Origin of the sequence: Caulobacter segnis, assembly GCF_031454995.1 — a bacterium.
GTDB lineage: Bacteria > Pseudomonadota > Alphaproteobacteria > Caulobacterales > Caulobacteraceae > Caulobacter > Caulobacter segnis_E.
On sequence record NZ_JAVDRV010000002.1, the window covers coordinates 1,190,350 to 1,212,749 of the forward strand.

19 protein-coding genes are annotated in these 22,400 nt (G+C 67.8%); 7 read left to right on the plus strand and 12 right to left on the minus strand.

Features of this window, described 5'->3' with window-relative positions:
• Positions 1-23: 23 nt before the first annotated feature.
• Together J2728_RS11480 and J2728_RS11485 are read right to left on the minus strand one after the other, a co-directional pair.
• Complete coding sequence (locus tag J2728_RS11480) at positions 24-1,757, minus strand: tetratricopeptide repeat protein (protein ID WP_309999200.1); 1,734 nt, start codon at positions 1,755-1,757, stop codon at positions 24-26.
• A gap of 89 nt (positions 1,758-1,846) precedes the next feature.
• Positions 1,847-3,517, minus strand: coding sequence for an electron transfer flavoprotein-ubiquinone oxidoreductase (locus tag J2728_RS11485; RefSeq protein WP_309999201.1), 1,671 nt, complete (start codon positions 3,515-3,517; stop codon positions 1,847-1,849).
• Positions 3,518-3,728: 211 nt separating this feature from the next.
• Between J2728_RS11485 and J2728_RS11490 the strand changes: the two genes are divergently transcribed.
• Both J2728_RS11490 and J2728_RS11495 read left to right on the plus strand, forming a co-directional pair.
• The gene (locus J2728_RS11490) at positions 3,729-4,547 is read left to right on the plus strand and encodes a uracil-DNA glycosylase (RefSeq protein ID WP_309999202.1); all 819 of its coding nucleotides are present in this window, start codon (positions 3,729-3,731) and stop codon (positions 4,545-4,547) included.
• A 57-nt stretch (positions 4,548-4,604) separates the two neighbouring features.
• Positions 4,605-6,203 (plus strand): lytic transglycosylase domain-containing protein, encoded by a 1,599-nt coding sequence (locus J2728_RS11495; protein WP_309999203.1) that lies wholly within the window; start codon positions 4,605-4,607, stop codon positions 6,201-6,203.
• Positions 6,204-6,211: 8 nt separating this feature from the next.
• Here J2728_RS11495 and J2728_RS11500 read toward each other — a convergent pair whose 3' ends face one another.
• The 6 genes from J2728_RS11500 to J2728_RS11525 form a co-directional block, all read right to left on the minus strand.
• The gene (locus tag J2728_RS11500; RefSeq protein WP_309999205.1) at positions 6,212-6,676 is read right to left on the minus strand and encodes a cell wall biosynthesis glycosyltransferase; all 465 of its coding nucleotides are present in this window, start codon (positions 6,674-6,676) and stop codon (positions 6,212-6,214) included.
• Positions 6,677-6,929: 253 nt separating this feature from the next.
• Positions 6,930-8,030 (minus strand): PA0069 family radical SAM protein, encoded by a 1,101-nt coding sequence (locus J2728_RS11505; protein ID WP_309999206.1) that lies wholly within the window; start codon positions 8,028-8,030, stop codon positions 6,930-6,932.
• Between the two features lie 140 nt (positions 8,031-8,170).
• Positions 8,171-9,436 carry an RNA polymerase sigma factor gene (locus tag J2728_RS11510; RefSeq protein WP_309999207.1) on the minus strand — a complete coding sequence of 422 codons (1,266 nt, stop codon included), beginning with the start codon at positions 9,434-9,436 and terminating at the stop codon, positions 8,171-8,173.
• On the minus strand, positions 9,433-9,804 hold the full coding sequence (locus J2728_RS11515) for a YciI family protein (protein ID WP_309999208.1): 372 nt from the start codon (positions 9,802-9,804) through the stop codon (positions 9,433-9,435). The genes J2728_RS11510 and J2728_RS11515 overlap by 4 nt, the downstream gene beginning before the upstream one ends.
• A gap of 18 nt (positions 9,805-9,822) precedes the next feature.
• Positions 9,823-10,872 carry an acyltransferase family protein gene (locus J2728_RS11520; RefSeq protein WP_309999210.1) on the minus strand — a complete coding sequence of 350 codons (1,050 nt, stop codon included), beginning with the start codon at positions 10,870-10,872 and terminating at the stop codon, positions 9,823-9,825.
• A 19-nt stretch (positions 10,873-10,891) separates the two neighbouring features.
• Positions 10,892-12,142 (minus strand): class I SAM-dependent RNA methyltransferase, encoded by a 1,251-nt coding sequence (locus J2728_RS11525; RefSeq protein ID WP_309999211.1) that lies wholly within the window; start codon positions 12,140-12,142, stop codon positions 10,892-10,894.
• 166 nt (positions 12,143-12,308) lie between these two features.
• Here J2728_RS11525 and J2728_RS11530 point away from each other — a divergent pair, with 166 nt between their 5' ends.
• The gene (locus J2728_RS11530) at positions 12,309-12,920 is read left to right on the plus strand and encodes a hypothetical protein (protein ID WP_309999212.1); all 612 of its coding nucleotides are present in this window, start codon (positions 12,309-12,311) and stop codon (positions 12,918-12,920) included.
• Between the two features lie 147 nt (positions 12,921-13,067).
• Here J2728_RS11530 and J2728_RS11535 read toward each other — a convergent pair whose 3' ends face one another.
• Positions 13,068-13,805, minus strand: a complete 738-nt coding sequence (locus J2728_RS11535) for a TlyA family RNA methyltransferase (protein ID WP_309999213.1) — start codon at positions 13,803-13,805, stop codon at positions 13,068-13,070.
• A 120-nt stretch (positions 13,806-13,925) separates the two neighbouring features.
• On the opposite strand from J2728_RS11535, the gene J2728_RS11540 reads away from it, so the two are divergent.
• Positions 13,926-15,413: an amidase gene (locus J2728_RS11540; protein WP_309999216.1), complete on the plus strand. Its 1,488-nt coding sequence runs from the start codon at positions 13,926-13,928 to the stop codon at positions 15,411-15,413.
• Positions 15,414-15,428: 15 nt separating this feature from the next.
• Here J2728_RS11540 and J2728_RS11545 read toward each other — a convergent pair whose 3' ends face one another.
• The 3 genes from J2728_RS11545 to J2728_RS11555 form a co-directional block, all read right to left on the minus strand.
• On the minus strand, positions 15,429-15,788 hold the full coding sequence (locus tag J2728_RS11545) for an iron chaperone (protein WP_309999218.1): 360 nt from the start codon (positions 15,786-15,788) through the stop codon (positions 15,429-15,431).
• A 24-nt stretch (positions 15,789-15,812) separates the two neighbouring features.
• Positions 15,813-17,567, minus strand: coding sequence for a class I adenylate-forming enzyme family protein (locus tag J2728_RS11550; RefSeq protein WP_309999219.1), 1,755 nt, complete (start codon positions 17,565-17,567; stop codon positions 15,813-15,815).
• Positions 17,568-17,690: 123 nt separating this feature from the next.
• The gene (locus J2728_RS11555; protein ID WP_309999221.1) at positions 17,691-19,064 is read right to left on the minus strand and encodes a serine hydrolase; all 1,374 of its coding nucleotides are present in this window, start codon (positions 19,062-19,064) and stop codon (positions 17,691-17,693) included.
• A 171-nt stretch (positions 19,065-19,235) separates the two neighbouring features.
• On the opposite strand from J2728_RS11555, the gene J2728_RS11560 reads away from it, so the two are divergent.
• From J2728_RS11560 to J2728_RS11570, 3 genes are all read left to right on the plus strand, one after another.
• Positions 19,236-19,889 carry an HAD-IA family hydrolase gene (locus tag J2728_RS11560; protein ID WP_309999222.1) on the plus strand — a complete coding sequence of 218 codons (654 nt, stop codon included), beginning with the start codon at positions 19,236-19,238 and terminating at the stop codon, positions 19,887-19,889.
• Between the two features lie 289 nt (positions 19,890-20,178).
• Complete coding sequence (locus J2728_RS11565; RefSeq protein ID WP_309999223.1) at positions 20,179-21,159, plus strand: GlxA family transcriptional regulator; 981 nt, start codon at positions 20,179-20,181, stop codon at positions 21,157-21,159.
• A gap of 170 nt (positions 21,160-21,329) precedes the next feature.
• Positions 21,330-22,394 (plus strand): M23 family metallopeptidase, encoded by a 1,065-nt coding sequence (locus J2728_RS11570; protein ID WP_309999224.1) that lies wholly within the window; start codon positions 21,330-21,332, stop codon positions 22,392-22,394.
• The last annotated feature ends 6 nt before the right edge of the window (positions 22,395-22,400 follow it).

The following is a 22,400-nucleotide window of genomic DNA, read 5'->3' on the forward strand; positions in this document are numbered from 1 at the left end:
TGCGAAAGCGGCCGTGCGATAGCTCAGTTGTGGGCCACCGTCGACTTGACGATCGGCGCCGTCGCCGGGCCCAGGCCGTTCTTCAGCTTGGCCTCGGCCTCCGTCTTTCGCTTGTCGTCGGGTTCGAGGCTCAAGACGCGTCGCCACTGGAAGGTCGCCTCGGTCTTGCGCCCCACCCGCCAATAGGCGTCACCCAGATGGTCGTTCACGTCCGGATCGCCGGGCTCCATCTCGACGGCGACCTCGAGCTTCTCGACCGCGGTCTTGTAGTCGCCCAACCGGTAGTAGGCCCAGCCGAGGGAGTCGAGCATGGCGCCCGACTGCGGCCGCGCGTCGACCGCCTTCTGCACCATCGCCAGCGCCTCCTTCAGGTGCTCGCCGCGATCGATCCACGAATAGCCCAGGAAGTTCAGCAGTTCGGGCTCATCGGGATTGAGCTTCAGCGCCGCTTGCAAGTCGCGCTCGGCCTCGGGCCAGCGCCCGCCTTGCTCCAGCGACACCGCCCGCAGATAGAGCAGACGCCAATCCGGAGCTTCGGCTTCGCGGGCGATCACCGGATCGAGCACGGCCACCGACTCGTTCCATTGGCCGCCGGAGCGCAGGAGGTCGGCCAGCGCCACCTGGGCGTCGCGATTGTTGCGCGCCGCCGTTGCTGCGGCGCGGGCCACCTCCAGCGCCTTGGCCTTGTCGCCCAGGTCGTTGAGCGACCAGGCGGTCTTGGTCTGGGCGGTGACATAATGGGGCGAGGTCGCCGGGACGTTGGCGAAAGCCTCGATCGCGCCCTTTGGATCCTCGTTCTGGTTCATCAGGTCGCCCAGCAGGACCCAAGCCTCGTCACGGTTGGGATCCAGCCGCAGCGCCAGGCGCAAATAGGCCTGAGCGAACTGCACCTGACGCTCGCCGGCGAAGGTGGCGGCGCAGGCGATCAGCCCCTCGGCCGCGCCCTGACGGATGGTCGGCGCGGGCGGCGGCGCGCCCTTGGCGGCGGCCCGAGCGCGGGCGCGCAGAAGACCAAGATCATTGGGCGCGGCGCGCAAGGCGCCGTCGTACAGCGCCACGGCGTCGTCACGGCGCTTCCGACGCTCCAGGAACGCGCCATAGTCCAGGGTGAAGATGCTGGCGGTGGCGGCGTTGGCGGTCAGCGCCTTGTAGTCGGTCTCGGCCTCGTCATAACGCTTAGCGCGCTCGAGCAGACGGGCCTGCCCCTGCTGACCGAAGAACTGCACGAGCTTGTCGTTGCGCAGGGTCGGCTGCACGACCGCGCCGTCCTTGTCCCCCGCGAGAGCGGCCGCCCAGGGGCCTAGCAAGGCGGCCGCCTGCTGGTGCGGGAAGCCCGGCGGCGAGGTCGTCAGCAACGTCCGCGCGGTCTTGCCGTCGCCCACCGCGATCGCCTCGACCACGCGGGTCAGCACGCTGAGCCGCTTGACCGCCTCGGGCGCGTCGGCGGCCGTCGGCGCCACGGCGGCGGCGCGGGTGATGTCGCCAGCCAGCAGCAAGGCCGTGAACGCCCGCTCGCCGATCACGCCCGGATCGTCTCCCAGCGAAGCGGCGGAATCGAAATAGGTCGCCGCCTGGCTGGACTGGCCGTCGCGCAAGGCCGCCTGGCCCGCCAGGAACTGGCCGTAAGCGCTGCGAGTGTCGAACAGCGGCGAACCCAGCGCGATCGGGCCCCGCATCGTGATTTCGCGCGGCACGCTGGAACAGGCGGTCAGGGCCGCGAGGGAAACGCAGGCGAGAAGGACTTTGATACGCGTCATGGCCGCACCCTCCGAGGTTTCGAGGCGGTCCGCAACAAAAAGCCTCCCGGCGTGAACCGGGAGGCTCGCCAGCGCGCCGGGCGCGGCTGCTACATGTTCGGATAGTTCGGTCCGCCGCCGCCCTCCGGCGTGGTCCAGACGATGTTCTGCGACGGATCCTTGATGTCGCAGGTTTTGCAGTGGACGCAGTTCTGGGCGTTGATCTGGAACCGCGGATCCTGGCCCTGCTCGTTGTAGAGCACCTCATAGACGCCGGCCGGGCAGTAGAGGCGCGCCGGCTCGCCGTACTTGGGCAGGTTCACGGCGATCGGGATCGACGGGTCCTTCAGCTTCAGGTGCGCCGGCTGGTCTTCCTCGTGATTGGTGGCCGACAGGAACACCGAGGACAGCTTGTCGAAGCTGATCACGCCGTCCGGCTTGGGATAGACGATCGGCTCGTAATCCTTGGCCAAGCCGGTCGAGGCGGCGTCGGTCTTGTCATGCTTCAGCGTGCCGAAGAACGAGAATCCGAACAGGTGGTTGGTCCACATGTCCAGCATGCCGAACGCGCCGCCCAGGGCGGTGCCGAACTTGCCCAGCAGCGGCTTGGCGTTGCGGACGACCTTCAGCTCCTTGGCCACCCAGGACTTTTCGTAGGACGTCTGGTAGGCGGTCAGCTCGTCGCTGGCGCGGCCGGCCTGCACGGCCTCGAACGCGGCCTCGGCGGCCAGCATGCCGGTCTTGACGGCGTTGTGGCTGCCCTTGATGCGCGGCACGTTGACGAAGCCGGCCGAGCAGCCGATCAGGACGCCGCCCGGGAAGGTCAGCTTCGGCACCGACTGGTAACCGCCCTCGGTGATGGCCCGCGCGCCGTAGGCGATGCGCTTGCCGCCTTCCAGGTGCGGCCGGACTGTCGGATGCTGCTTGAAGCGCTGGAACTCGTCGAACGGCGACAGCCACGGGTTCTTGTAGTTCAGGTGCACGACGTAGCCGATGGCCACGTAGTTGTCCCCGAAGTGGTACATGAAGCTGCCGCCGCCGGTCTTGCTGTCCAGCGGCCAGCCCGTGGTGTGCTCGGCCAGGCCCGGCTGGTGCTTTTCGGGCGGGACCTGCCACAGCTCCTTGACGCCAATGCCGTACTTTTGGGGCGACTTGCCTTCGTCCAGCTTGAACTTGGCGATCAGTTGCTTGGCCAGCGAGCCGCGCACGCCCTCGGCGATGAAGACGTACTTGCCGTGTAGCTCCATGCCCGGCTGGTAGTCCGGCTTGTGATGACCGTCCTTGGCGATGCCGACGACGCCGACGACGACGCCCTTCACCGAGCCGTCCGCGTTCCACACCAGGTCCGAGGCCGCGAAGCCCGGATAGATCTCGACGCCCAGCTCCTCGGCCTTGGTCGCCAGCCAGCGGGTGACGTTCGCCAGCGAGGCGATGTAGCAGCCGTGGTTGTGCATGAAGGGCGGCATGGCCCACATGGGCAGGGAAAGCTCGCCCTGCGGCCCCAGCAGCTTGAAGCGGTCCTTGGTGACCGGCGTTTCGAGCGGCGCGCCCTCGTCCTTCCAGTTCGGGAACAGCTCGGAGAGGCCCTTGGGATCGATCACCGCGCCCGACAGGATGTGCGCGCCGACTTCCGAGCCCTTTTCCAGCAGGGCGACCGAGATGTCTGTCCCGGCCTTGACGGCCATCTGCTTGAGCCGGATCGCGGCCGAGAGCCCCGCGGGACCGCCGCCGACGATCACGACGTCGTATTCCATCGACTCGCGTTCGAGGTCTTCGCTCATGGGATCTCCCGGCTAGGCCCTGCGGCCCGTCTTATAACTGTTTGAATCACAGCTTATCCGAACGTGACGCGGAGGCGGTCAAGCGTCCGGCGTAATTTTTCGCTGCGTCGCAGCGTGGATAAGGGTTTCCAAACGCTCCTCGGTTCCGAATTCGGTGGGCGATCCGCCAAAACCGCTGACTTTTGGGGTCATCACCCTTTATGACGGTGACATGAGCCCCGCCGTCGATCAACGCGCCGTCGAGAGCCTGCTGGCCTTTTGGGCCGACGCGGGCGTCGAGGTCTCTTACGCCGACGCGCCGATCGATCGCCTGGCCGAGGGCGTGGCGATGCTGCGGGCCAAGAGCCAGCCGCCGCCTCCCCCGCCGCCGATGCGCCCAGGCCTCGCCGCGGTGCGCGGTCCGGACGTCGGCGCGGCGATCGCCACCGCCAAGGCCGCGGCCGCGGCCTGCCAGGATCTCGACAGTCTGGCCGCGGCCATCGCCGCCTTCGACGGTTGTCCGCTGAAGTCGCAAGGGGCCAAGCAGGCGGTGTTCTCGCGCGGCGTCGCCGACGCTCCGCTGATGATCATCGGCGAAGGTCCCGGCGCCGACGAGGACGCTCAAGGCGCGCCGTTCGTTGGCCGCGCGGGCAAGCTGCTGGACCGCATGCTGAAGGCGGCCGGTCTGGAAGACCGGGTCTTCATCACCAACACCGTCTTCTGGCGGCCGCCCGGCAACCGCACGCCCACGCCGCAGGAGCAGGCCGTTTGCGCCCCCTTCGTCGAGCGCGCCATCGCGCTGGTGAAGCCCAAGATGCTGTTGTTGGCCGGCGGGGCTTCGGCCAAGGCCATGCTCAAGCGCGACGAAGGTATCCTGTCGATGCGCGGCCGCTGGTTCGAGTGGCTGTCCGAGGACAAGGCCACCGAGTTGCCGGCCATGCCCACCCTGCATCCGGCCTTCCTGTTGCGAACGCCGGCCCAGAAAAAGAAGGCGTGGCAAGACCTTCTCACATTAACCGAACGGCTTGATCGGCCGGAACGACCCCACTAGAAGTTTCGCCGACCAGTTGAACGGGGACGCGCGACTTCGGGGGCGCGCGGATGGCTTTTGCAGCTTTGGACTCGCGCTCTGGCCGCGCTTTCGGCCGTTTTGCTGTGTTTCTCGATCGCGCACGCCAGCGCGCTTGAACCCCTCTCGCGGGAAGACGCCGGCGCCTATCGCGCCGCCTTCGCCGCCGTCGATCGCGGTGACTTCGACGCGGCCGAGGCGGCTCTGGCCACCGCTCGCGACCGCGGCCTGGCCGGTCGCCTGGCGTTCGCCAAGCTGATGCATCCGACGCTCCACGCGGCGCGCTACGACGAGCTGACCGGCTGGCTGAACCGCTATGCCGACCAGGCCGGCGCCGAGCGCGTCTATGCCTTGGCGCTGAAGCGCAAGCCGGCGAGCAAACGCGTCGCGCCGCCGCCCGTCCCCACGCTGTTCGTCGCCGGTGATCGCGGTCCGCCGCCGACCGACAAAGGTCGCGCCGCGCGCGAGGCCTATTATTCCGGCGATGTCCGCCGCGCCCTGACGCTGGCCGTCGCCAGCGGCGAGCGCTGGATCGCGGGGCTATCGGCCTATCGCCTGGGCGACGCCGACCAGGCCCAGAACTTCTTCGAGCAGGTCGCCGACGATCCCAATCAGGACGAATGGCTGCGGGCCGCCGGCGCGTTCTGGGCCGCGCGCGCGGCCAGCCAGGCCGGCGGCGAGGATCGCGCCCGCCAGTTGCTGGTGAAGGCCAGCGCGGCGTCCCACACGTTCTACGGCATGATCGCCGCGCGACAACTGGCGCTGGCGGGCGTGGCGGCGCCCCACGATGTGGAAGATCCGATCGCGGCCCTGATCACCCGCGCCTCATATTCCGGGCCCGACAGCGCCTCGCTGGATCGCCTGCTGCGAACCGATCCGCGCGCCCATCGCGCCGCCGCCCTGGCCCAGATCGGCCGCTGGCGCGAGGCCGGAGAGGAGTTGCGCGCCGGCCTCTCCCTGGCCAACACCGAAACCCTGCGTGGCGACTGGACCACCCTGGCCCTGGCGCTGAACGCCAACGCGCCGCTGAACGCCGGCCGCCCCATGCGCCGGGTTGGCGGCGAGGACTATCCCCTGCCCGCGCTGGAGCCGATCGGCGGCTTCACGCTGGACAAGGCCTTGGTCTACGCCCTGGTGCGTCAGGAAAGCCGCTTCGACCCGATGGCGGTCTCGAACGCCGGCGCCGTGGGCCTGATGCAGGTGATGCCGGTCGCCGCCGCGCGCGCCGCCGGCGACGACAAGCTGCTGGCCGACACCACGCCGCTGTTCGATCCGGCCTTCAACCTGCGGGTGGGCCAGGACTACTTCACCTGGCTGATGGATCGCGGCCTGCGGAGCCCCGACATCCTGCGCGCCGTCGCCGCCTATAATGGCGGTCCGGGCACGCTGAACCGCGCGCTGCAACAGCTGGGCGCGGACTGCGACAGCCTGCTCTTGATCGAGAGCCTGCCGTTCCAGGAGACCCGCAACTACGTCGAGAAGGTCATGGCCAGCTACTGGACCTATCGCCGACTGATGGGCGCCGAGAACCGCACGCTCGACGCCGTGGCCAGCGGCGCGCGCCTCGTGGACTTCCGCCTCGATCCCAAGGTCCAGCAAGTCACCTCGATCGGTGAACTGGTCAGCGGGCTGCCGTAGCGGGACGACTAATAGGCCAGTCGGCGCGCCTTCAGCGTTTTCGCCAAGGCCCGCTCGTCGCCGGCGCTCGTCGGCCAGTCCAGCCGCCGAACCAAGACGCCATGCAGGCGCGGCGACCACTTCGCCATAAGCCCGCCGGGCGCCGCCAGAACCGCTGGAGTCACGCCGCCGCCCGCCAGATGCTTCTCCAGAGGCTCGCGCCAGCCGTCTCGCAACACTGGCGCCGCTCGCAGCGTGAGGATCCAGTCTCCCCGCGCCGCCGCCGCCCCAGCCGCGAAGCAGGATGCGGCATCGCCGTCGATCTCGACCAGGCGCGCGCCGCTATCCTCGACCAAGGCCTCGACGCCCGGCTCGGAGGCGCCGACCAGGATCACCTCCTTGACCAAGCCATCCACGGCGGCGGGCACCAGCATGGCCATCTGAGAGGCCAGGCCCTGCAGGTCTTCGGAAGCGAGCAGCACGACGGAGATCATGCCCCTGCTTCGCCAGCGGACCGTCTGGGGTCAAGCGGCAAAGCCCGTCCTAGTCCAGATAGACAATTGACCCGCCTTCCTGGGCCTCGTGCCCAGGACCCATAGTTCCACTGTCGTTGAATTCGACCAGTGACCTTGGCCTATCAGCTCCGCTCACCCTCAACGTCGGAGCTGGCCGCAAGCATGGGTCCTGGGCACGAGGCCCAGGAAGGCGAGATTCTAGTTAGACCGCCTTGTTGACCGGCGCCCCGCCCTAACCGAACAAGTCCATCTGGGCGCCGCCCAGCACGGGGCGCTTGAACTGGGTGCAGTCCAACGGCGTCCACGGCTGATCCAGACCGAACTTCTTCACCGCCAGGTGGAAGCGCTGGCGCAGCACCTCGGCCACGGGGCCCTCGCCCGTCATCCGCTCGCCCCATCCGGCTCGGTAGGTCTCGCCTCGCCGCACCTGGCGCACCAGCGACATCACCCGCCGCGCGCGGTCGGGATGGTCGGTCTCCAGCCACTCCTCGAAGAGCTGGGCGATCTCGCGCGGCAGCCGCAGGGCGACATAGCCCGCGCCGCGCGCCCCAGCCTTGGCCGAGGCCTCCAGCACCGCCTCGACCTCGTGGTCGTTGAGGCCGGGAATGGCCGGGGCGAACATCACCGTCACCGGAACACCCGCCTCGGTCAGCCGCCGCACCGCCTCGATCCGCTTGCCGGGCGTGGCCGCGCGCGGCTCCATGCTTCGGGCCAGCTTGCGATCGAGCGTGGTGATCGAGATCGCCACCCGCGTCAGCTTCCGCTCGGCCAATCGCGCATAGATGTCGAGGTCGCGCAGGATCAGCGCCGACTTGGTGATGATCGTGAACGGGTGGCCGCAGCGCTCCAGCACCTCGATCACCTGCCGCGTCACGCGAAGCTGCTTCTCGTCGGGCTGGTACGGATCGGTGTCGCCGCCGATGTGGATCGTGGCGGGCGTATAGCTGGCCTTGGCCAGCTCCTTCTCCAACAGTTCGCCCGCGTGCGGCTTGAAGAAGATCTTGCTTTCGAAGTCGAGGCCCGGCGAAAGCCCCAGATAGGCATGGTTGGGCCGGGCGTAGCAGTAGATGCAGCCGTGGCTGCAACCGCGATACGGATTGATCGAGCGGTCGAAGCCGACGTCGGGACTCTGGTTGCGGGCGATGATCGTCCGCGACTTCATCGGCTGCAGCTCGGTCTTCAGTTGCTTGGGTTCTTCCTCCTCGCTCCAGCCGTCGTCGAAGGCCTCGCGCTCCAGCGCCTCGAACCGTCCCGTACGGTTGGAGCGCGCGCCGCGTCCCCTAGGAACAGGGCTATTGGGAACCGCGCCCTTGATGTTCGTCGCCTGGGCCATGATCGGATCATGCCACGCAACCGGAACATTTCAAGAACATTTGATCGGAGCGCTCGGTCAGTAGGCGATGACGACGCCTCAAATCGAACCCAGGGAGTGACCCTCAGCCCGTTGATGGAGCTTGCCTTTCGCCCCCTCTTTCAAGCGCCGTGCGAGGTCCTGTCCGCCTCCGCGCTCAGTCGGTCCAGGTAGACGCGGATGCTGGCGGCTTCGGCGGCGGAGTTGGCCAGGGATATCGCTCGGTCGAAGGCCCGGCGCGCCTCGTCGCGTCGCCCAGCCCCCAGCAGGAACGCGCCGCGCGCGCCGTGATAGTGGAAATAGCCGTCCAGCCGGGCGCCCAGGGGCTCGACCATGGCCAGCGCCGCCTCGGGTCCACGCACCTTGGCCGTCGCCACCGCCCGGTTCAGGGTGATCACCGGCGAAGGCTGCATGATCTCCAGCGTGGCGTAGAGCTGGTCGATCCCGCGCCAGTCGGTGTCCTCGGGACGCGGAGCCCGCGCGTGCAGCGCCGCGATCGCCGCCTGCACCTGATACGCTCCAGGATCGCGCTTGAGCATCGCCTTGTCGATCAAGGCAAGCCCCTCGCCGATCATCTTGCGATTCCAGAGGCTTCGGTCCTGATCCTCGAGCAGGATCGCCGCGCCGTCAGGGGCGAACCGAGCCTCGGCGCGGGCATGCTGCAACAGCAGCAAGGCCGTCAGCCCCATCATCTCCGGCTCGGCCGGGAACAGGCGCAGCAGCAGGCGCGCCAGCCTGATCGCCTCGTCGCAGAGCCCGCCCCGGGCCTCGAGCGCCCGACCACTGGCCGAATAGCCCTCGTTGAACACGAGGTAGATCATGGCCGCCACTGCCGCGAACCGTTCGGCGCGTTCCACAGGCCGCGGCGCCTCGAACGGCGCGTCGCCCGCGCCGATCCGGGCCTTGGCGCGGGTGATCCGCTGCTCCATGGCCGCCTCTCCGACCAGGAAGGCGCGGGCGATCTCGCGCACCGAGAGGCCCGAGACGATGCGAAGGGCCAGGGCGATCTGCTGGGTGGCCGGGAGGTCCGGATGGCAGCAGATGAACAGCAGCCGCAGGACGTCGTCGCGATAGTGCGAGCCGTCCAGGCGCTCGGCCGCCTGGGCCTCCGCGTCCTCCAGGTCGGAGAGCAGCTCCTCCGGTGGTAGCGGCGCGTTACGGCTGGTCTTGCGGACCGCGTCGATGGCGGCGTTGCGGCCGACCATGATCAGCCAGGCCGTCGGATCGCGCGGCGGGCCGTTCTTGGGCCAGGCCTTCAACGCGCGCAGGCAGGCGTCCTGGAATGCCTCCTCGGCCGCGTCCATGTCGCGGAAGTAGCGCAGCAGCGCCGCCATGGCCTGGGGCCGAGCGGCGACGACCGCGCCCTCGATCCAGGCCAGGTCGGTCATGCGCCGGCCTGGCCCGGCTGGAACAGGGCGATCGGCCGAATCTCGTAGGAGCCGCCGGGATTGGCCTTGCCCAGGTCCTTGGCGATCTCGAGCGCCTCGTCCAGCGCGCCGCAGTCGACGACGTAGAAGCCCAACAGCTGCTCCTTGGTCTCGGCGAACGGGCCATCCAAAACGAGCGGCGGATCGCGGTCCTTGCGCAGGGTCGTGGCGGCCGTGGTCGGCATCAGGCGAGCGACGGGACCCAGCCGGCCTTCCCGCGCCAGGCGCTCCTGCACGGCGCCGAGCTTTTCCATGACGGCGTCCTCCTCGTCCTTGGACCAGGACCAGACGACGTCTTCTTGGTTGTAGCAAAGAATGGCGTAGAGCATGGCGATCCTCGTTCCTCCCTAGGACGGAAGACTATCGCCGCTTCCGACACCCGGCCGAGACTTTTCTAGCCACGTCCGCAGGCGACGCCGGACCGGCTCGTCATAGAGCTTCAGCACCGCCCAGGCGCCGAAGATGATCACCGGGATGGCCACCAGGGCGAAGCCGAGCGGATAGCCCTTGCCGCCGATGGCCCGGAAGCCGCGCAGCATCAACTCCCAGCCCAACCAATGCAGCGCATAGAGCGGATAGGAAATCGCGCCGGACACCCGGCAGAGCGCGCCCAAACGCCCCTGAGGATCGCGCCGCCCCGCCAGCACCATCAGCGGAAAAACCACGCTCACGCAGACGAAATCGTAGAGCCAATTCAACGGCGTCCACGGAACACTCATCACAGCCGCCAGCACGACCGCCAGCGGCCAGACCGGCGCGCTCCAGGCCGTGAAGGCCTGGATGCGATAGCAGCCCCAGCCCAACAGGAAGGCGAAGATCGTCCGCAGGAAGCTGATCCCGAAGGTGCCGCGATCCCAGCCGGTCAGCACCCCGCCCATGCCGTGGGCGACATAGAGCATGACGGGCGCCAGCAGCACGACCATCAGCACATGGCCCATCACGCCGAGACGCCGGATCGGGAACCAGGCCGCCCCCACGACTAGCTCGAAGAACAGCGACCAAGCCGGCGGATTCAAAGGAAAAAGCGGCGAGAAGCCATCGTCGCTGGTCCAGACGCGCGGGATCATCAAGAGACCCAAGCCCAGCCAGCCCGGCACTCGCTCGCGGTGCTCGATGATCACCGTGGCGCCCAGCAGCATGGTCAGGGCGATCAGCGGCCACAGCCGGATCAGCCGCTGGCGCATGAAGCCCAGCCAGCCGATCTCGCGCCGGCCATAGGCGTGGGCCAAGACGAAGCCCGACAGGCAGAAGAAGAAGTCGACGGCGAGGTAGCCATGAGGGACCAGGCCATGCCGGCCTGTCCAGCTGCCGATGTGGTAGAGCATGACGCCGACGGCCGCGACGCCGCGCAGGCCGTCCAGCGCCTCGAACCGTCGCCCTGCCTCGTAAGCCGCCAAGCCCCGCCCCCGCTTGCCGTCAGCGCGTGAAGACGCCGACCAGCTCGATGTGCGGCGACCAGACGAACTGGTCGACCGGCAGCACCTTCTCCAGCCGGAAGCCGGCCTCGACCAGGGCGCGGGCGTCCTTGGCGAAGGTGCCAGGATTGCACGAGACGCTGATCACCTTGGCGACCTTGGACTTGGCGATTTCGACCGTCTGCTCGGCGGCGCCCGCGCGGGGCGGGTCGATCACGACGACGTCGGTCTTGGCCAGCTCCGTGCTCAGCACCGGGCGACGGATCAGGTCGCGCGCCTCGGCCTGGATCGGCTTCAGGCCCGACGTCGAGCCCATGGCCGTCTTCAGCGCCTCGATCGCCGGCGCGCTCATCTCGGCGGCGTGCACCGCGCCGATCTCGGCCAGACGGAAGGTGAAGGTGCCGACGCCGCAATAGAGGTCGGCCAGGCGGCTGGCGCCCTGCGCCTCGGCCACGGCGAAGTCGACCATGGCCCGCTCGGCGGCCGGCGCGGCCTGGAGGAAGGCGCCCGGCGGCAGGGCGACCACCGCGGGACCCAGCTTCACCAACGGCTGACGCGCGCCATAGACGGTCTCGCCGGCCAGGGTGACGCGGGCGAAGTCGCCCTCGCTCGCCGCCATGGCCGCCCGCATGCGGGCGTCGGCCGACAGGCCGCCGCTCTTGCGCTCGACCCCGGTGACATCGATGTCGAGGCCGGTGCCGGTCAGGGTGACGTGCAGGGTCGGCGCGGACTTCGGATGCTCCAGGAACGGCTCGGCCAGGCGCGCAAGCGCTGGCAGGGCCGCCACGAGGCGCGGATCGGTGACCGGACACTCCTGGATCGGCACGAGGTTCCAGGAGCGACGCTCCTTGAAGCCCAGCAGCGCGCCCGCGCCCTTGGGTCCCTTGCGGGCGTGCAAGGCCACACGGCGACGCGAGGCCGGCGGGGCGGCGAAGGTCGGCAGGATCTCGGTCTCGAGGCCCTCCATCGACAGCTGAAGGCGGATCTGCTCGGCTTTCCAGGCGAGATAGGGCTCGGCCGCCCAGTGCTGCAGGGCGCAGCCGCCGCAGGTCCCGAAGTGGCGGCACGGGGGCGTCACGCGATCGGGACTGGCGGACAGGATTTCGGCGACCTCGCCACGCACGCCTTCCATCTTGGCCAGCACCCGCTCGCCGGGCAGGGTCAGGGGCACGAAAGCCGCGCCCTTGCCCTCCGCGTTGCGGGACAGGCCGTCGCCCTGGGCGCCGACCGCGTCGATCGTCAGTTCTCGCATCTCGTATCCGTTTCGGCGCCGAGAACGGATCATCCGGCGCGCAAGGGCCGTCCATACCGCGTGGGAAGGAAGCTGAATACCTCGGTCAGGCGCCGTTCATGTTGGCCACGCCATAGCTTGGACAACGAACGGACCGGGGCTCGCCCCCAAAATGACAAGCTCTCTCATGACCATGACCGCCACCAAGAGCAGGACCACCACGATGAAGACCGTTCTGGGCGTCACCGTCGCCCTCGTCTGCGGCGTTCTCACGCCGACCCTCGCCTCGGCCCAAGCCTATGGCTCGGGCGGCGCCTATGACCAAAGGCCCTACTACGATGAGTGCCAGCGCTCGACGACGCAGCGCGGCACGGGCGGCGGCCTGGCCGGCGCCGGCATCGGCGCGGCCATCGGCAGCGGCATCGCGGCCAAGGGCGCGCGCACCGAGGGCGCCGTGCTCGGCGGCCTGCTGGGCGCGGTGATCGGGACCAATGTCGGCAAGCACTCGGCCGCCTGCACGCCTGGCCGCGCGCCGCCGCCTCCCCCGCCGCCGGTCGCCTACAACGAGCCGCCACCCCCGCCCTCGTATGAAGACGTCCGCCGCGACGCCGAACGCGACAGCTATTACGAGCGCAGCTACGAGCGCCACGAAGGCTATCGCGTGGCCGACCGTCCGCAGGCCGACATCAACGGCTGCACCCTGGCCGAAAGCCCCATCTATCTGCCCGACGGCCGCGTCCAGAAGCGCTTCGTGCGCGTCTGCCCGGACGCCAACGGCAAGTATCAGGTCGTCGACTAAGCGACCCGCTGACTTGTGAAAGACGATCGGCCGTTCCCTCGGGAGCGGCCGATTTCGTTTCAGCGCATTTTCAGACGAAGTGGAGACCGGTTCGTCGTCCGAAAATGCGTAAAGCAAAGGACTAGAGCCTTGTCCGACTTTGTCGGATCAAGGCTCTAGCTTGGTCGCCCAGACGAGGCGCTCGACTTGGCCCTCGCCCCCGGTGATCGGGCTTTCGGCGAGACCCTTCACGGACCAGCCCGCCGCTTCCAGGAAGTCGACGATCTCGTGCTCGACGCGAGCGATGACCTCGGGGTCCTTGACCAGCCCGCCCTTGCCGACGTTTTCGCGACCGGCCTCGAACTGCGGCTTGATCAGCGCCATGAGATCCGCGCCCGGCATCGCCAGGCCCAGGGCCGCTGGAAGCGCCTTGGTCAGCGAGATGAAGCTGACGTCGCTGACGACCAGCATCGGCGCTTCCGGGATCGTGTTGGCGTCCAACGCCCGCGCGTCAACGCCGGACAGGTCCACGACCCGATCATCGGCCCTCAGCTTGGCGTGAAGCTGGTCGCGCCCGACGTCGACGGCGAACACCTTCACGGCGCCGCGCGACAGCAGGACCTCGGTGAAGCCGCCGGTCGACGCGCCGACGTCCGCCGCGATACGTCCCTCGACCGGGATCGGCCACAGGTCCAGCGCGTGGACCAGCTTCAGCGCGCCGCGCCCCACCCAGGGGTGAGCGGCTTCCGCCACGATCTCGGCCGCCTCGTCGACGCTTTCCGAAGGCTTGGCGACCGTCTTGCCCGCCACGGTCACGCGCCCCGCCTCGATGGCCGCGCGGGCCTTGGCGCGGCTGTCGAAGACACCCCGCTCGACGAGCAGCTGGTCGATACGCTTGCGGGCCACGACGCCTCCCCGAAAACCGAGAGCGCCGTTTAGCACGGGGTTGCGGTCAAGGTCTCTTCCGGGTCAACTTAACAACGATCACCGGCGCGTCAGACGCCGGCCAATGGGAGTGAACAATCCATGCGTTTCAGCCGTCGCGGTCTTTTGGCCGCCACCGCCGCGATCGCGGCCGCGCCTTCGGCCTTCGCCAAGCCCAAGTCGTCCGCCGCCCCCGCGCCGTGGACGCCCGACGCCACCGAGTTGGCCGGGCGGGTCAGCCGCAAGGAGGTCAGCGCGGCCGAACTGGTCGAGGCGGCGATCCAGCGGATCGAGACGCTGCAGCCGCAGGTCCAGGCCCTGGTCGCCTCCGACTTCGAGCGCGCGCTGGACAAGGCCAAGACCGGAAAGCTCTCCGGCCCGTTCGCGGGCGTGCCGTTCCTGGTCAAGGACCTGGATCCCTACAAGGGCCTGCCGACGCGCTACGGCACGCGCGTCAGCCTCGGCGCCAAGCCCGAGAAGGAGCAGACCGCCTATATCGACGCCTTCGACGCGGCCGGCCTGATCACCTTGGGCAAGTCGGCGACGCCCGAATATGGCTTCCTGCCGACGACGGAGCCGATGGGTTTCCTGCCCACGCGCAATCCCTGGAACACCAAGCACTCGTCGGGCGGCTCGTCCGGCGGCGCCGCGGCGGCCGTGGCCTCGGGCATGGTGGCGATCGCCCACGCCAGCGACGGCGGCGGCTCGATCCGCATTCCCTCGGCCAATTGCGGCCTCTTTGGCCTGAAGCCTTCGCGCGGGCGGATGATCCCCAACCGTCCTAGCAGCTGGGGCATCGACCTGTCGGTCTCGCACGTGCTGACCCACAGCGTCCGCGACTCCGCGGCCATGTTCGCCGCCACCGAGCGCACGGACACCGGCGCGCCGCTCAAGCCAATCGGCATGATCGGTCAGCCTCTGAAAAAGAAGCTGAAGGTCGGACTTCTGATGAACGGCGGCACGGGCCTGGCGCCGGATTCCGAGGTGCGGACCGCCGTCGAGAACGCCGCCAAGCTGCTGAGGGACCTGGGCCACCGGGTCGAGCCGACCGTCCTGCCGATGGACGGTGCCCAGTTCGGCCAGGACTTCACCGTGCTGTGGGCCAGCGGCGCGGCCGAGCTGGTCGGCGGCGTCACCAAGGCCATGGGCCGCAAGCCGGACGCCAGCATGCTGGAGCCCTTCACCCTGGGCATGGCCGAACTGGTCGGCAAGCTGCCCAAGGACGCCCTGCCCGCCGCCATGAAGCGCCTGAACGCCTCGATCGGCGCCTATGACGCCTGGCTCACCCAGTACGACGTCATCCTGTCGCCGGTTCTGGGCAAGCCGCCGGTCGAGCTGGGCTATGTCGCCGGGTGGGTTCCGTTCGAGGAGCTGCAGGCGCGGCTGATGGCCTATGTGGGCTACACTCCCGTGCAGAACGTCGCCGGCGCCCCGGCCATGAGCGTGCCGCTGCACTGGACCGCGAATGGCCTGCCCGTGGGCGTCCAGATCGCCGGACGCGCCGGTGGCGAGGCCCTTCTGTTCCAGTTGGCCTATCAGTTGGAGCAAGCCCAGCCGTGGGCGCACCGGAGGCCGCCGGTCAGCGCCTAGGTTTCCGCGGGGCGCTTAGGCGCCCCGCACCCGCGCCTGAACGTGCTCAAGCATCTCCGCGATCAGGTCGAAGTCCATCGCCTCGGGCCGTCGCCAGCGCACGCAGCCCTTGCCGTGATCGACGCCCGCGAGGCGATCGGCATAGGCCTCAAGCGCTGACTGGCCGGCATAGAGGGAGATGTGCTGCTTCTGGCTGTTGAAGGCGATCCACGGCAGCTTGGGCGGACCATAGGCCGGCATGCCGAACGCCATCAGTTCGTGCTCCGCCCCAAACGTCCCGAGACAGAGCGCCCGCAAACGGTCCAGGGCCGGGCGACGCTCGGCCGAGACTTCCAGCATGAAGTCGTCCACGCTCGTCGCCTTGGACTGGACCATCGTCGCGCCTCCCGCGGGGAGGGGCTACCCCTCCACGAACACCTTCTTCAGCTCATTCTTCATGATCTTACCGTTGGCGTTGCGCGGCAAGGTCTCGTGCCAGAACACCACCTTCACCGGCACCTTGAAGGCCGCCAGGCGGTCGGCGACGAAGGCGCGCAGCTCGGCCTCGGAGGCTTCCGCGCCGGGCTTCAGGGTGACGACCGCCGCCGGCTCTTCGCCCAGCGTCTTGTGCGGGATGCCGACCAGGGCGGCGTCCATGACCGCCGGGTGGTCGTAGAGGCAGTTCTCGACCTCGATGCAGTAGATGTTCTCGCCGCCGCGGATCAGCATGTCCTTGGCGCGGTCGATGATGAAGCAGAAGCCCTCGGCGTCGAGGCGGGCCAGGTCGCCGGTGCGCACCCAACCGTCGACGAAGGTCTGGGTCGTGGCTTCCGGCTTGTTCCAGTAGCCGCGCACGACCTGCGGGCCCTTGCACCACAGTTCGCCGACCTCGCCGATCGGCAGCTCGCGATACGGCGCCTCGACGGTCATGATCTTGAGGTCGGTGACCGGCACGGCGGGGCCGCAGCTGTCGGGACGGTTTTCATAGTCCTCGGCCGAGTTGCTGGTCGCCGTCGCCGAGGTCTCGGTCATGCCCCAGCCGTTGCCTGGCGAGGACTTGGGCCAGATCTCCTTGATCTTGCGCACCAGCTCCGGCGCCGAGGGCGCGCCGCCGTAGGCCACGGCCTCGATCGAGGAGAGGTCGTACTTGTCACGGTTCGGGTGCTCGATGATCTGCCAGGCGATGGTCGGCACGCCGCCCATCTGGGTCAGCTTTTCGTCCTGGATCACCTGCATGGCCCGCTCGGCGTCCCACTTGCGCATCATGACGAGCTTGGCGCCGGCGAACAGCGACGGGTTCAGAACCGCGAAGCAGCCGGTGGCGTGGAAGAACGGCACCGACAGCAGCGCGCCCTTCTGCGGCGCGCTCGGATCGGGCTGCGGCGGCGCTTCGCCCCGGCGCAGGAAGGCGCGGGCCGACGCCGCGGCGGCGGCGAAGATGTTGCTGTTGATGTTGCGATGGGTGGCGATCGCGCCCTTGGGCTTACCCGTGGTGCCCGAGGTGTAGAAGATCGTGGCGTCGTCGTCGGCCGTCAGCTCGACCGCCGGCAGCGGCTTGGCTTCCAGCGCCGCCCAGTCGTTGGCGCCGCCGATCACCGCCTCCAGATGGACGACGTAGGGGTGGCTGATCTCTTCGGGCGAACGGCTGACATAGACCCGTTGCAGCTCCGGACAGTTGTGCAGGTGTTCGGTCAGGCGCTCGTAGCGCTCGACGTCGACGATGGCGACCTTGGCGCCGGAGTCGATCAGGCCGTACTCCAGCTCCGGCCCCGTCCACCAGGCGTTCAGCGGCGTGACGATCGCGCCCAGGGTCAGGCCCGCGTAGAAGGCCACCGGCCATTCGGGCACGTTGCGCATCACGATGGCGACCCGGTCGCCCTTTCGCACGCCAAAGGCCTGAAGCTCGGCCGCCATGTGGGTGACGGCGCGATAGAAGGCCTCGAAGCTGACCCGCTCGTCCTCGTGGACCATGAAGATCTTGTCGCCGTGGGACCGCCCCATCAGCAGGGTCTCGCGTAAGGTCGGCGGGGCATTCTTCCAGACCCGGGTCTTCACGCCCCGGATCTCGACCTCCTCCATCTCGCCCGGCGTGCCTGGCTGGGTGATCAGCGCGTAGGCTTGCTGGAGCGACATGGCGGGCCATTGAATGGGCTTGGCGGCGGCGGCCTGGGTCATGATGCTTACTCTCCCGGTGTGTCGCGCCTTTTTGAGCGAGCGCGTTCATCGCCCAGAGAGCACAGCCGGAAGCCGGATGCAAACGTGCGTTTGAGCCCAGGAGATCATTGATAAGTTACAAGCCTAACCGGGCTGCTTTTTGAGCTTTTCCAGCCATTGCGCGGCGTTCTTGTTCGCGGGATCCAGCGCCAGGGATTTGTCGTAGGCGGCGATCGCCGAAGCCGTGTCTCCGTTCGCCGCATACGCTTCGCCCAGACTATCGAAGGCGTTGGCGCTGTTCGGGTTGAGGTCGGCGGTCAACTTCAAAACCGCTAGGGCCGAGCGCGGCTTGCCGAAAGCCAGCAGGCGGTAGCCCCAATCGTTCAACTCGTGCTCGTCGGCGACGAAGTGTGGGTTGGCGGCGCGAAACTTGGTGATCGTCGCGGCCGGATCGAGCCCCTCCTGCCCGCTCAGCGCGGCGCGGAGCGCTGGGACGCCAGTGAGGGCCATGCCGGGGATGAAGCCCCGCGCGATCTCGTCGATCAGGTCCTCGGGCGCGGAGCCGGCCAGATTGGTCAGAATCACCACCCCGACCTTGTCATCCGGATAGAGATAGACCGCCGAGCGGCTGCCGCCGGTCATGGCCACGGCGCGGCGCCCGGACCGCTCAAGGACGAGCCAGCCCATGCCCCACTGGCCGGGCTTGCCATCATTGTAGGCCACCGGCGTCCACATCATCGCCTTGCTCGATGACTTCAGCAGCGCCTCGCCCTGCACCGCGATCAGCCATCGGGCCATGTCATCGGCGGTGCTGACGACACCGGCGGCCGCGCGGTGCAACGGCGAGAAGATCTCGGTTCGCACGGTCGGCTGATCAGGTTGCGCCTTGCGATAGCCGTACGACACCACGCGCCCGGGATCGGCGTCGCGCGTATCGCCAAAGCCGCTATGGCTCATGCCGGCCAGGGCGAACTGCTCGTCGGCCAGGGTCGCGTCGCGCGGTCGGCCGCGCAGGCCGTTGATGGCCATCTGGACCAGCGCATAGTTGGTCTGGTTGTACTCGAACCGCTCGCCAGGCTGGAACCGGATCGGCTTGGCCAAGGTCGCGGTCCAGGCGGCGCTTCCATCCCCATCACTGTCGTTGAAATCGGGCAGGCCGGAAGTATGGCTGAGCAGGCGACGAACCGAGATGCCGCGCCAGGCCCCTGGCAAGCCGTCCACATAGGTCCCGATCGGCGCGGCCAGATCCAGACGTCCCGCCTCGACCTCGCGCATGGCGGCCACGCCCGTGAAAGCCTTGGTGATCGAGTTGATCGGAAACCGGGTCGCCGGTGTCACCGGCGTCTTGTTGGCGAGGTCGGCCACGCCATAGGCGCGAGACATCACGATCTTGCCGTCCTTGACCACCGCGATTTGCAGACCCGGTATGTGCTGCTCGGCCATGGCCCGGCGGACGATCGCGTCGGCGCGCTCGACGGGACTCTGCGCCGCCTGGGCGGTGGCCGCCAAGCCCAGCATTGATAGTCCAAGACCTAGAGCTTTCACGATCGCACCCCCTATTTTCCAGCGGGAGGAGACCAGCCCACGGCGGCATGGCCCAGTTAATCCTTGGTCATGAACCCGCCCTGGACATCACGCGTCCCGAGGCCGATGACCCTGGCTTCGTCTTCCGTTGCCTGGAGCGTCGTCTTGTCCGAGTCCCCGCTGTTTCCCGATCGCCAATTCGCGGCCTTCCTGTTCGACATGGACGGCACCATCCTGACCTCCATCGTGGCGGCGGAGAGGGTCTGGGCGAACTGGGCGCGCAAGCATGGCTTGGATGTCGAGGCCTTCCTGCCCACCATCCACGGCCGCCGCACGATCGAGACGATCGCCGGTCTGGGGCTCGAGGGCGTCGATCCGGAAGTCGAGGCGCGGGCGGTCACCGAGGCCGAGCTCGAGGACGTCGAGGGCATCGACGCGATCGAGGGCGCGGCGGCGTTCCTGGCCGGGCTGCCGGCCGATCGCTGGGCCGTGGTAACCTCCGCGCCGCGCGCCCTGGCCGAACGGCGGATCACGGCGGCCGGCCTGCCCCTCCCCACCGTCATGGTCGCCTCCGAGGACGTCTCGCGCGGCAAGCCGGCGCCCGACTGCTTCCTGCTGGCCGCCGAGCGCCTGGGCCATCCGATCGCCGACTGCCTGGTGTTCGAGGACGCCCCCGCCGGCATCGCCGCCGCCGAGGCGGCCGGGGCCAGCGTCGTGGTGGTCACCGCGACGCACAGCCATCCCCTGGAAACGCCACATCCCGGCATTGAGGGGTATGGATCGCCGAGGGCGACGGCAGACGGCGCGCTGAGTTTCTAGACCAAATCCGCCTTCCCAGGCCTTGTGCCTGGGACCCAACGTTCAGCCGTTCGGACATCAAAAAGGGCGCGCCCACGATGACGCGCCCTCTTCTGCAATATCGAGCCTAGCCGCCACATGGGTCCTCGCCACAAGGGCGTGTGTTCACTGGAACCGACATTGCTTGACGGTGGCAATCTGAAGGTCCGGACAGGGCATCTCTGCTTGCGTCTTTGTTCTGGGACGGGATGGCTGAAAGTGTCGGAAGTTTAGCATTTGCGCCAACGCGTGCCGGCGCTATCTCACTGACATGCAGAGATCCGCTCAGGCCAAGATATCGGTGCAAATTCTCGGCTTCGACGGGGTACAGGCGTTGGATGTCGTCGCCCCCCTGGAAGTCCTCGCTGGCGTTCAGGTTTCCGGTCTGTCGGGTTATGAGGTCAGCTTGGTAGGGCTGCAGGACCGACGGTTTACATCGGAGACAGGCATCGTCTTCGAAGCGCATTCCGACAGTTCGACAAACCTGCCCGCAGACGTGGTGATTATCCCGGGCGGCTCTGGGCTGCGTCGGCCGGATACCCTGAAAGCGGCAAGTCAATGGGTATTAGCTAAGGCCAAGAGCGCGAAGCGCGTTGTTTCTGTTTGTACGGGTACCTATGCCTTGGCGGCCGCTGGTCTGCTGAATGGTCGCCGTGCAACGACGCATTGGCGCTTTGCCGCCGACCTAGCACAGCAATACCCTGCGATAGATATCGATCCGAACGCCATCTTCATCAAGGACGGCCCTATTTACACGTCTGCGGGGATTACCGCTGGCATCGACTTGGCGCTCGCGCTCGTCGAAGAGGATTTCGGTTCAAGTGCGGCGCTAGAGATGGCCCGCGAGATGGTGGTTTTCCTCAAACGGCCGGGCGGTCAGGCGCAGTTTTCCCAGCCACTGTCATCGCAGATAAGAAGCGCTGACCGCTTCTCCGATTTGATCGCCTGGATGGTCGCCAATCCCGGCGAAGATCAACGACTTGAGGTTCTGGCGGCCAAGGCTTCCATGACAGTCCGAACGTTTTCGCGCCGGTTCAAAGAACAACTCGGCCGATCGCCGGCTCGTTACGTAGAGGATCTGCGCCTTGACGCGTCACGATCACGACTCGAACGCCGGCATGAGCCGATCGGCACGCTCGCGATGGATCTCGGGTTCGCCAGCGATGACGCCTTCGCGCGCGCCTTCTTTCGCCGCTTTGGCGTACGCCCCAGCAGCTATCGAGATCACTTCCAGACAAAAGGCGCGGCATGATCCCCGGAACCCGACGAGCAGTTCTTATGGGTGGCGCACTGGCTCTCAGTGTGCCCGCCGCCGTCCAAGCCAAAAGCGGTGCCTTGTCTAGTGGCTACACCTGCCCCCCTTGCGGTTGCGTCATGCATGGGCGCCTGTTTTCTTCGCCGGGGCCCTGTCCTGTTTGCGGTATGGCCCTCATCCCCTCAGCGGCTATCCTTGATGAGGCTACTGCGGATTTTCCGCCAGTACAGTTGGAGATGCGTGTGCCGTTTGCGCCAACGGCTATCCCCAGTGGCGGTCGCGAGCACCTGATCTACGAACTGCACCTGCGCAACTTTGGAAACAGGCCCCTGGCGATCAGCGAGCTCGAGGTCCACGACGCGAGCGTCAATACAACGCTGGCGACCTTCAAAGGGGCGAGCCTGGAAGCGTTGATAGCTCCTATCGGCCAAGGCGCGTTGACGGTGGGCGACGGGCTGATGCTTGGAGGCGGCCGCAGCTGTGTCGTTTTCATGCGGCTCATCAGTGAGGGTACGGCTCCGCTGAAGTTACAGCATCGGATGCGCTCGGGCGATGAGTTCACGACGGCTGCGGTAATCGACGTTGTCCCGAGGCGGACCCTCAGGCGGCTCGGACCGCCGGTGAAGGGGAGCGATTGGGTTCCCACCAACAACGCTGGAGAGGACTCCCATCACCGTATCGGCCTACTCGCCGTAGATGGTAGCGCCTGCATCGCCCGGCGCTATGCGATTGACTGGAAGCGTCAGCGGAGCGGCGCATGGTTCAATGGGGATCAGACAGATGTGCGCGCCTATCACGCCTATGGCCAGACCGTTGTCGCTGTGGCTGATGCCACTGTCGTCGTCGCGCTCGACGGCTTTCCAGACAACAGGCCGCGAACGGATGCCAGCTTTGCGCCCGCGCAGGAGCTATCCCTGCATTCGGTTGGCGGTAACGTAGTTACTCTTGATCTAGGCGGCGGACTGTTTGCCTCCTATGCGCACCTGCAACCTGGTAGCTTGGAGGTCCGAGTTGGTGACCGTGTAAGACGCGGGCAAGCTCTGGGCGCTATAGGAAATACCGGGGACAGCCGGTGGCCGCATCTCCATTTTCAGGTCAGCGATGGTCCAAATCTGCTGGGTTCGGAGGGGGTTCCTTATGTGATCGACGCCTACAGCGAATTGGCAGGCGATCAAAGAATGCAAAGACGCAACGAGATGCCAATGCGTGACGTCAGGATCGATTTCATTTGAGGCATT

Coding starts and splice junctions, on each gene's coding strand:
- J2728_RS11515 (WP_309999208.1), bottom strand. CDS start 9,804: ATGCTCTACGCCATTCTTTGCTACAACCAAGAAGACGTCGTCTGGTCC.
- J2728_RS11570 (WP_309999224.1), top strand. CDS start 21,330: ATGGCCCTCATCCCCTCAGCGGCTATCCTTGATGAGGCTACTGCGGAT.
- J2728_RS11525 (WP_309999211.1), bottom strand. CDS start 12,142: ATGCGAGAACTGACGATCGACGCGGTCGGCGCCCAGGGCGACGGCCTG.
- J2728_RS11530 (WP_309999212.1), top strand. CDS start 12,309: ATGACCATGACCGCCACCAAGAGCAGGACCACCACGATGAAGACCGTT.
- J2728_RS11505 (WP_309999206.1), bottom strand. CDS start 8,030: ATGGCCCAGGCGACGAACATCAAGGGCGCGGTTCCCAATAGCCCTGTT.
- J2728_RS11555 (WP_309999221.1), bottom strand. CDS start 19,064: ATGCTGGGCTTGGCGGCCACCGCCCAGGCGGCGCAGAGTCCCGTCGAG.
- J2728_RS11550 (WP_309999219.1), bottom strand. CDS start 17,567: ATGACCCAGGCCGCCGCCGCCAAGCCCATTCAATGGCCCGCCATGTCG.
- J2728_RS11510 (WP_309999207.1), bottom strand. CDS start 9,436: ATGACCGACCTGGCCTGGATCGAGGGCGCGGTCGTCGCCGCTCGGCCC.
- J2728_RS11545 (WP_309999218.1), bottom strand. CDS start 15,788: ATGGTCCAGTCCAAGGCGACGAGCGTGGACGACTTCATGCTGGAAGTC.
- J2728_RS11480 (WP_309999200.1), bottom strand. CDS start 1,757: ATGACGCGTATCAAAGTCCTTCTCGCCTGCGTTTCCCTCGCGGCCCTG.
- J2728_RS11540 (WP_309999216.1), top strand. CDS start 13,926: ATGCGTTTCAGCCGTCGCGGTCTTTTGGCCGCCACCGCCGCGATCGCG.
- J2728_RS11500 (WP_309999205.1), bottom strand. CDS start 6,676: ATGATCTCCGTCGTGCTGCTCGCTTCCGAAGACCTGCAGGGCCTGGCC.
- J2728_RS11485 (WP_309999201.1), bottom strand. CDS start 3,517: ATGAGCGAAGACCTCGAACGCGAGTCGATGGAATACGACGTCGTGATC.
- J2728_RS11565 (WP_309999223.1), top strand. CDS start 20,179: ATGCAGAGATCCGCTCAGGCCAAGATATCGGTGCAAATTCTCGGCTTC.
- J2728_RS11490 (WP_309999202.1), top strand. CDS start 3,729: ATGAGCCCCGCCGTCGATCAACGCGCCGTCGAGAGCCTGCTGGCCTTT.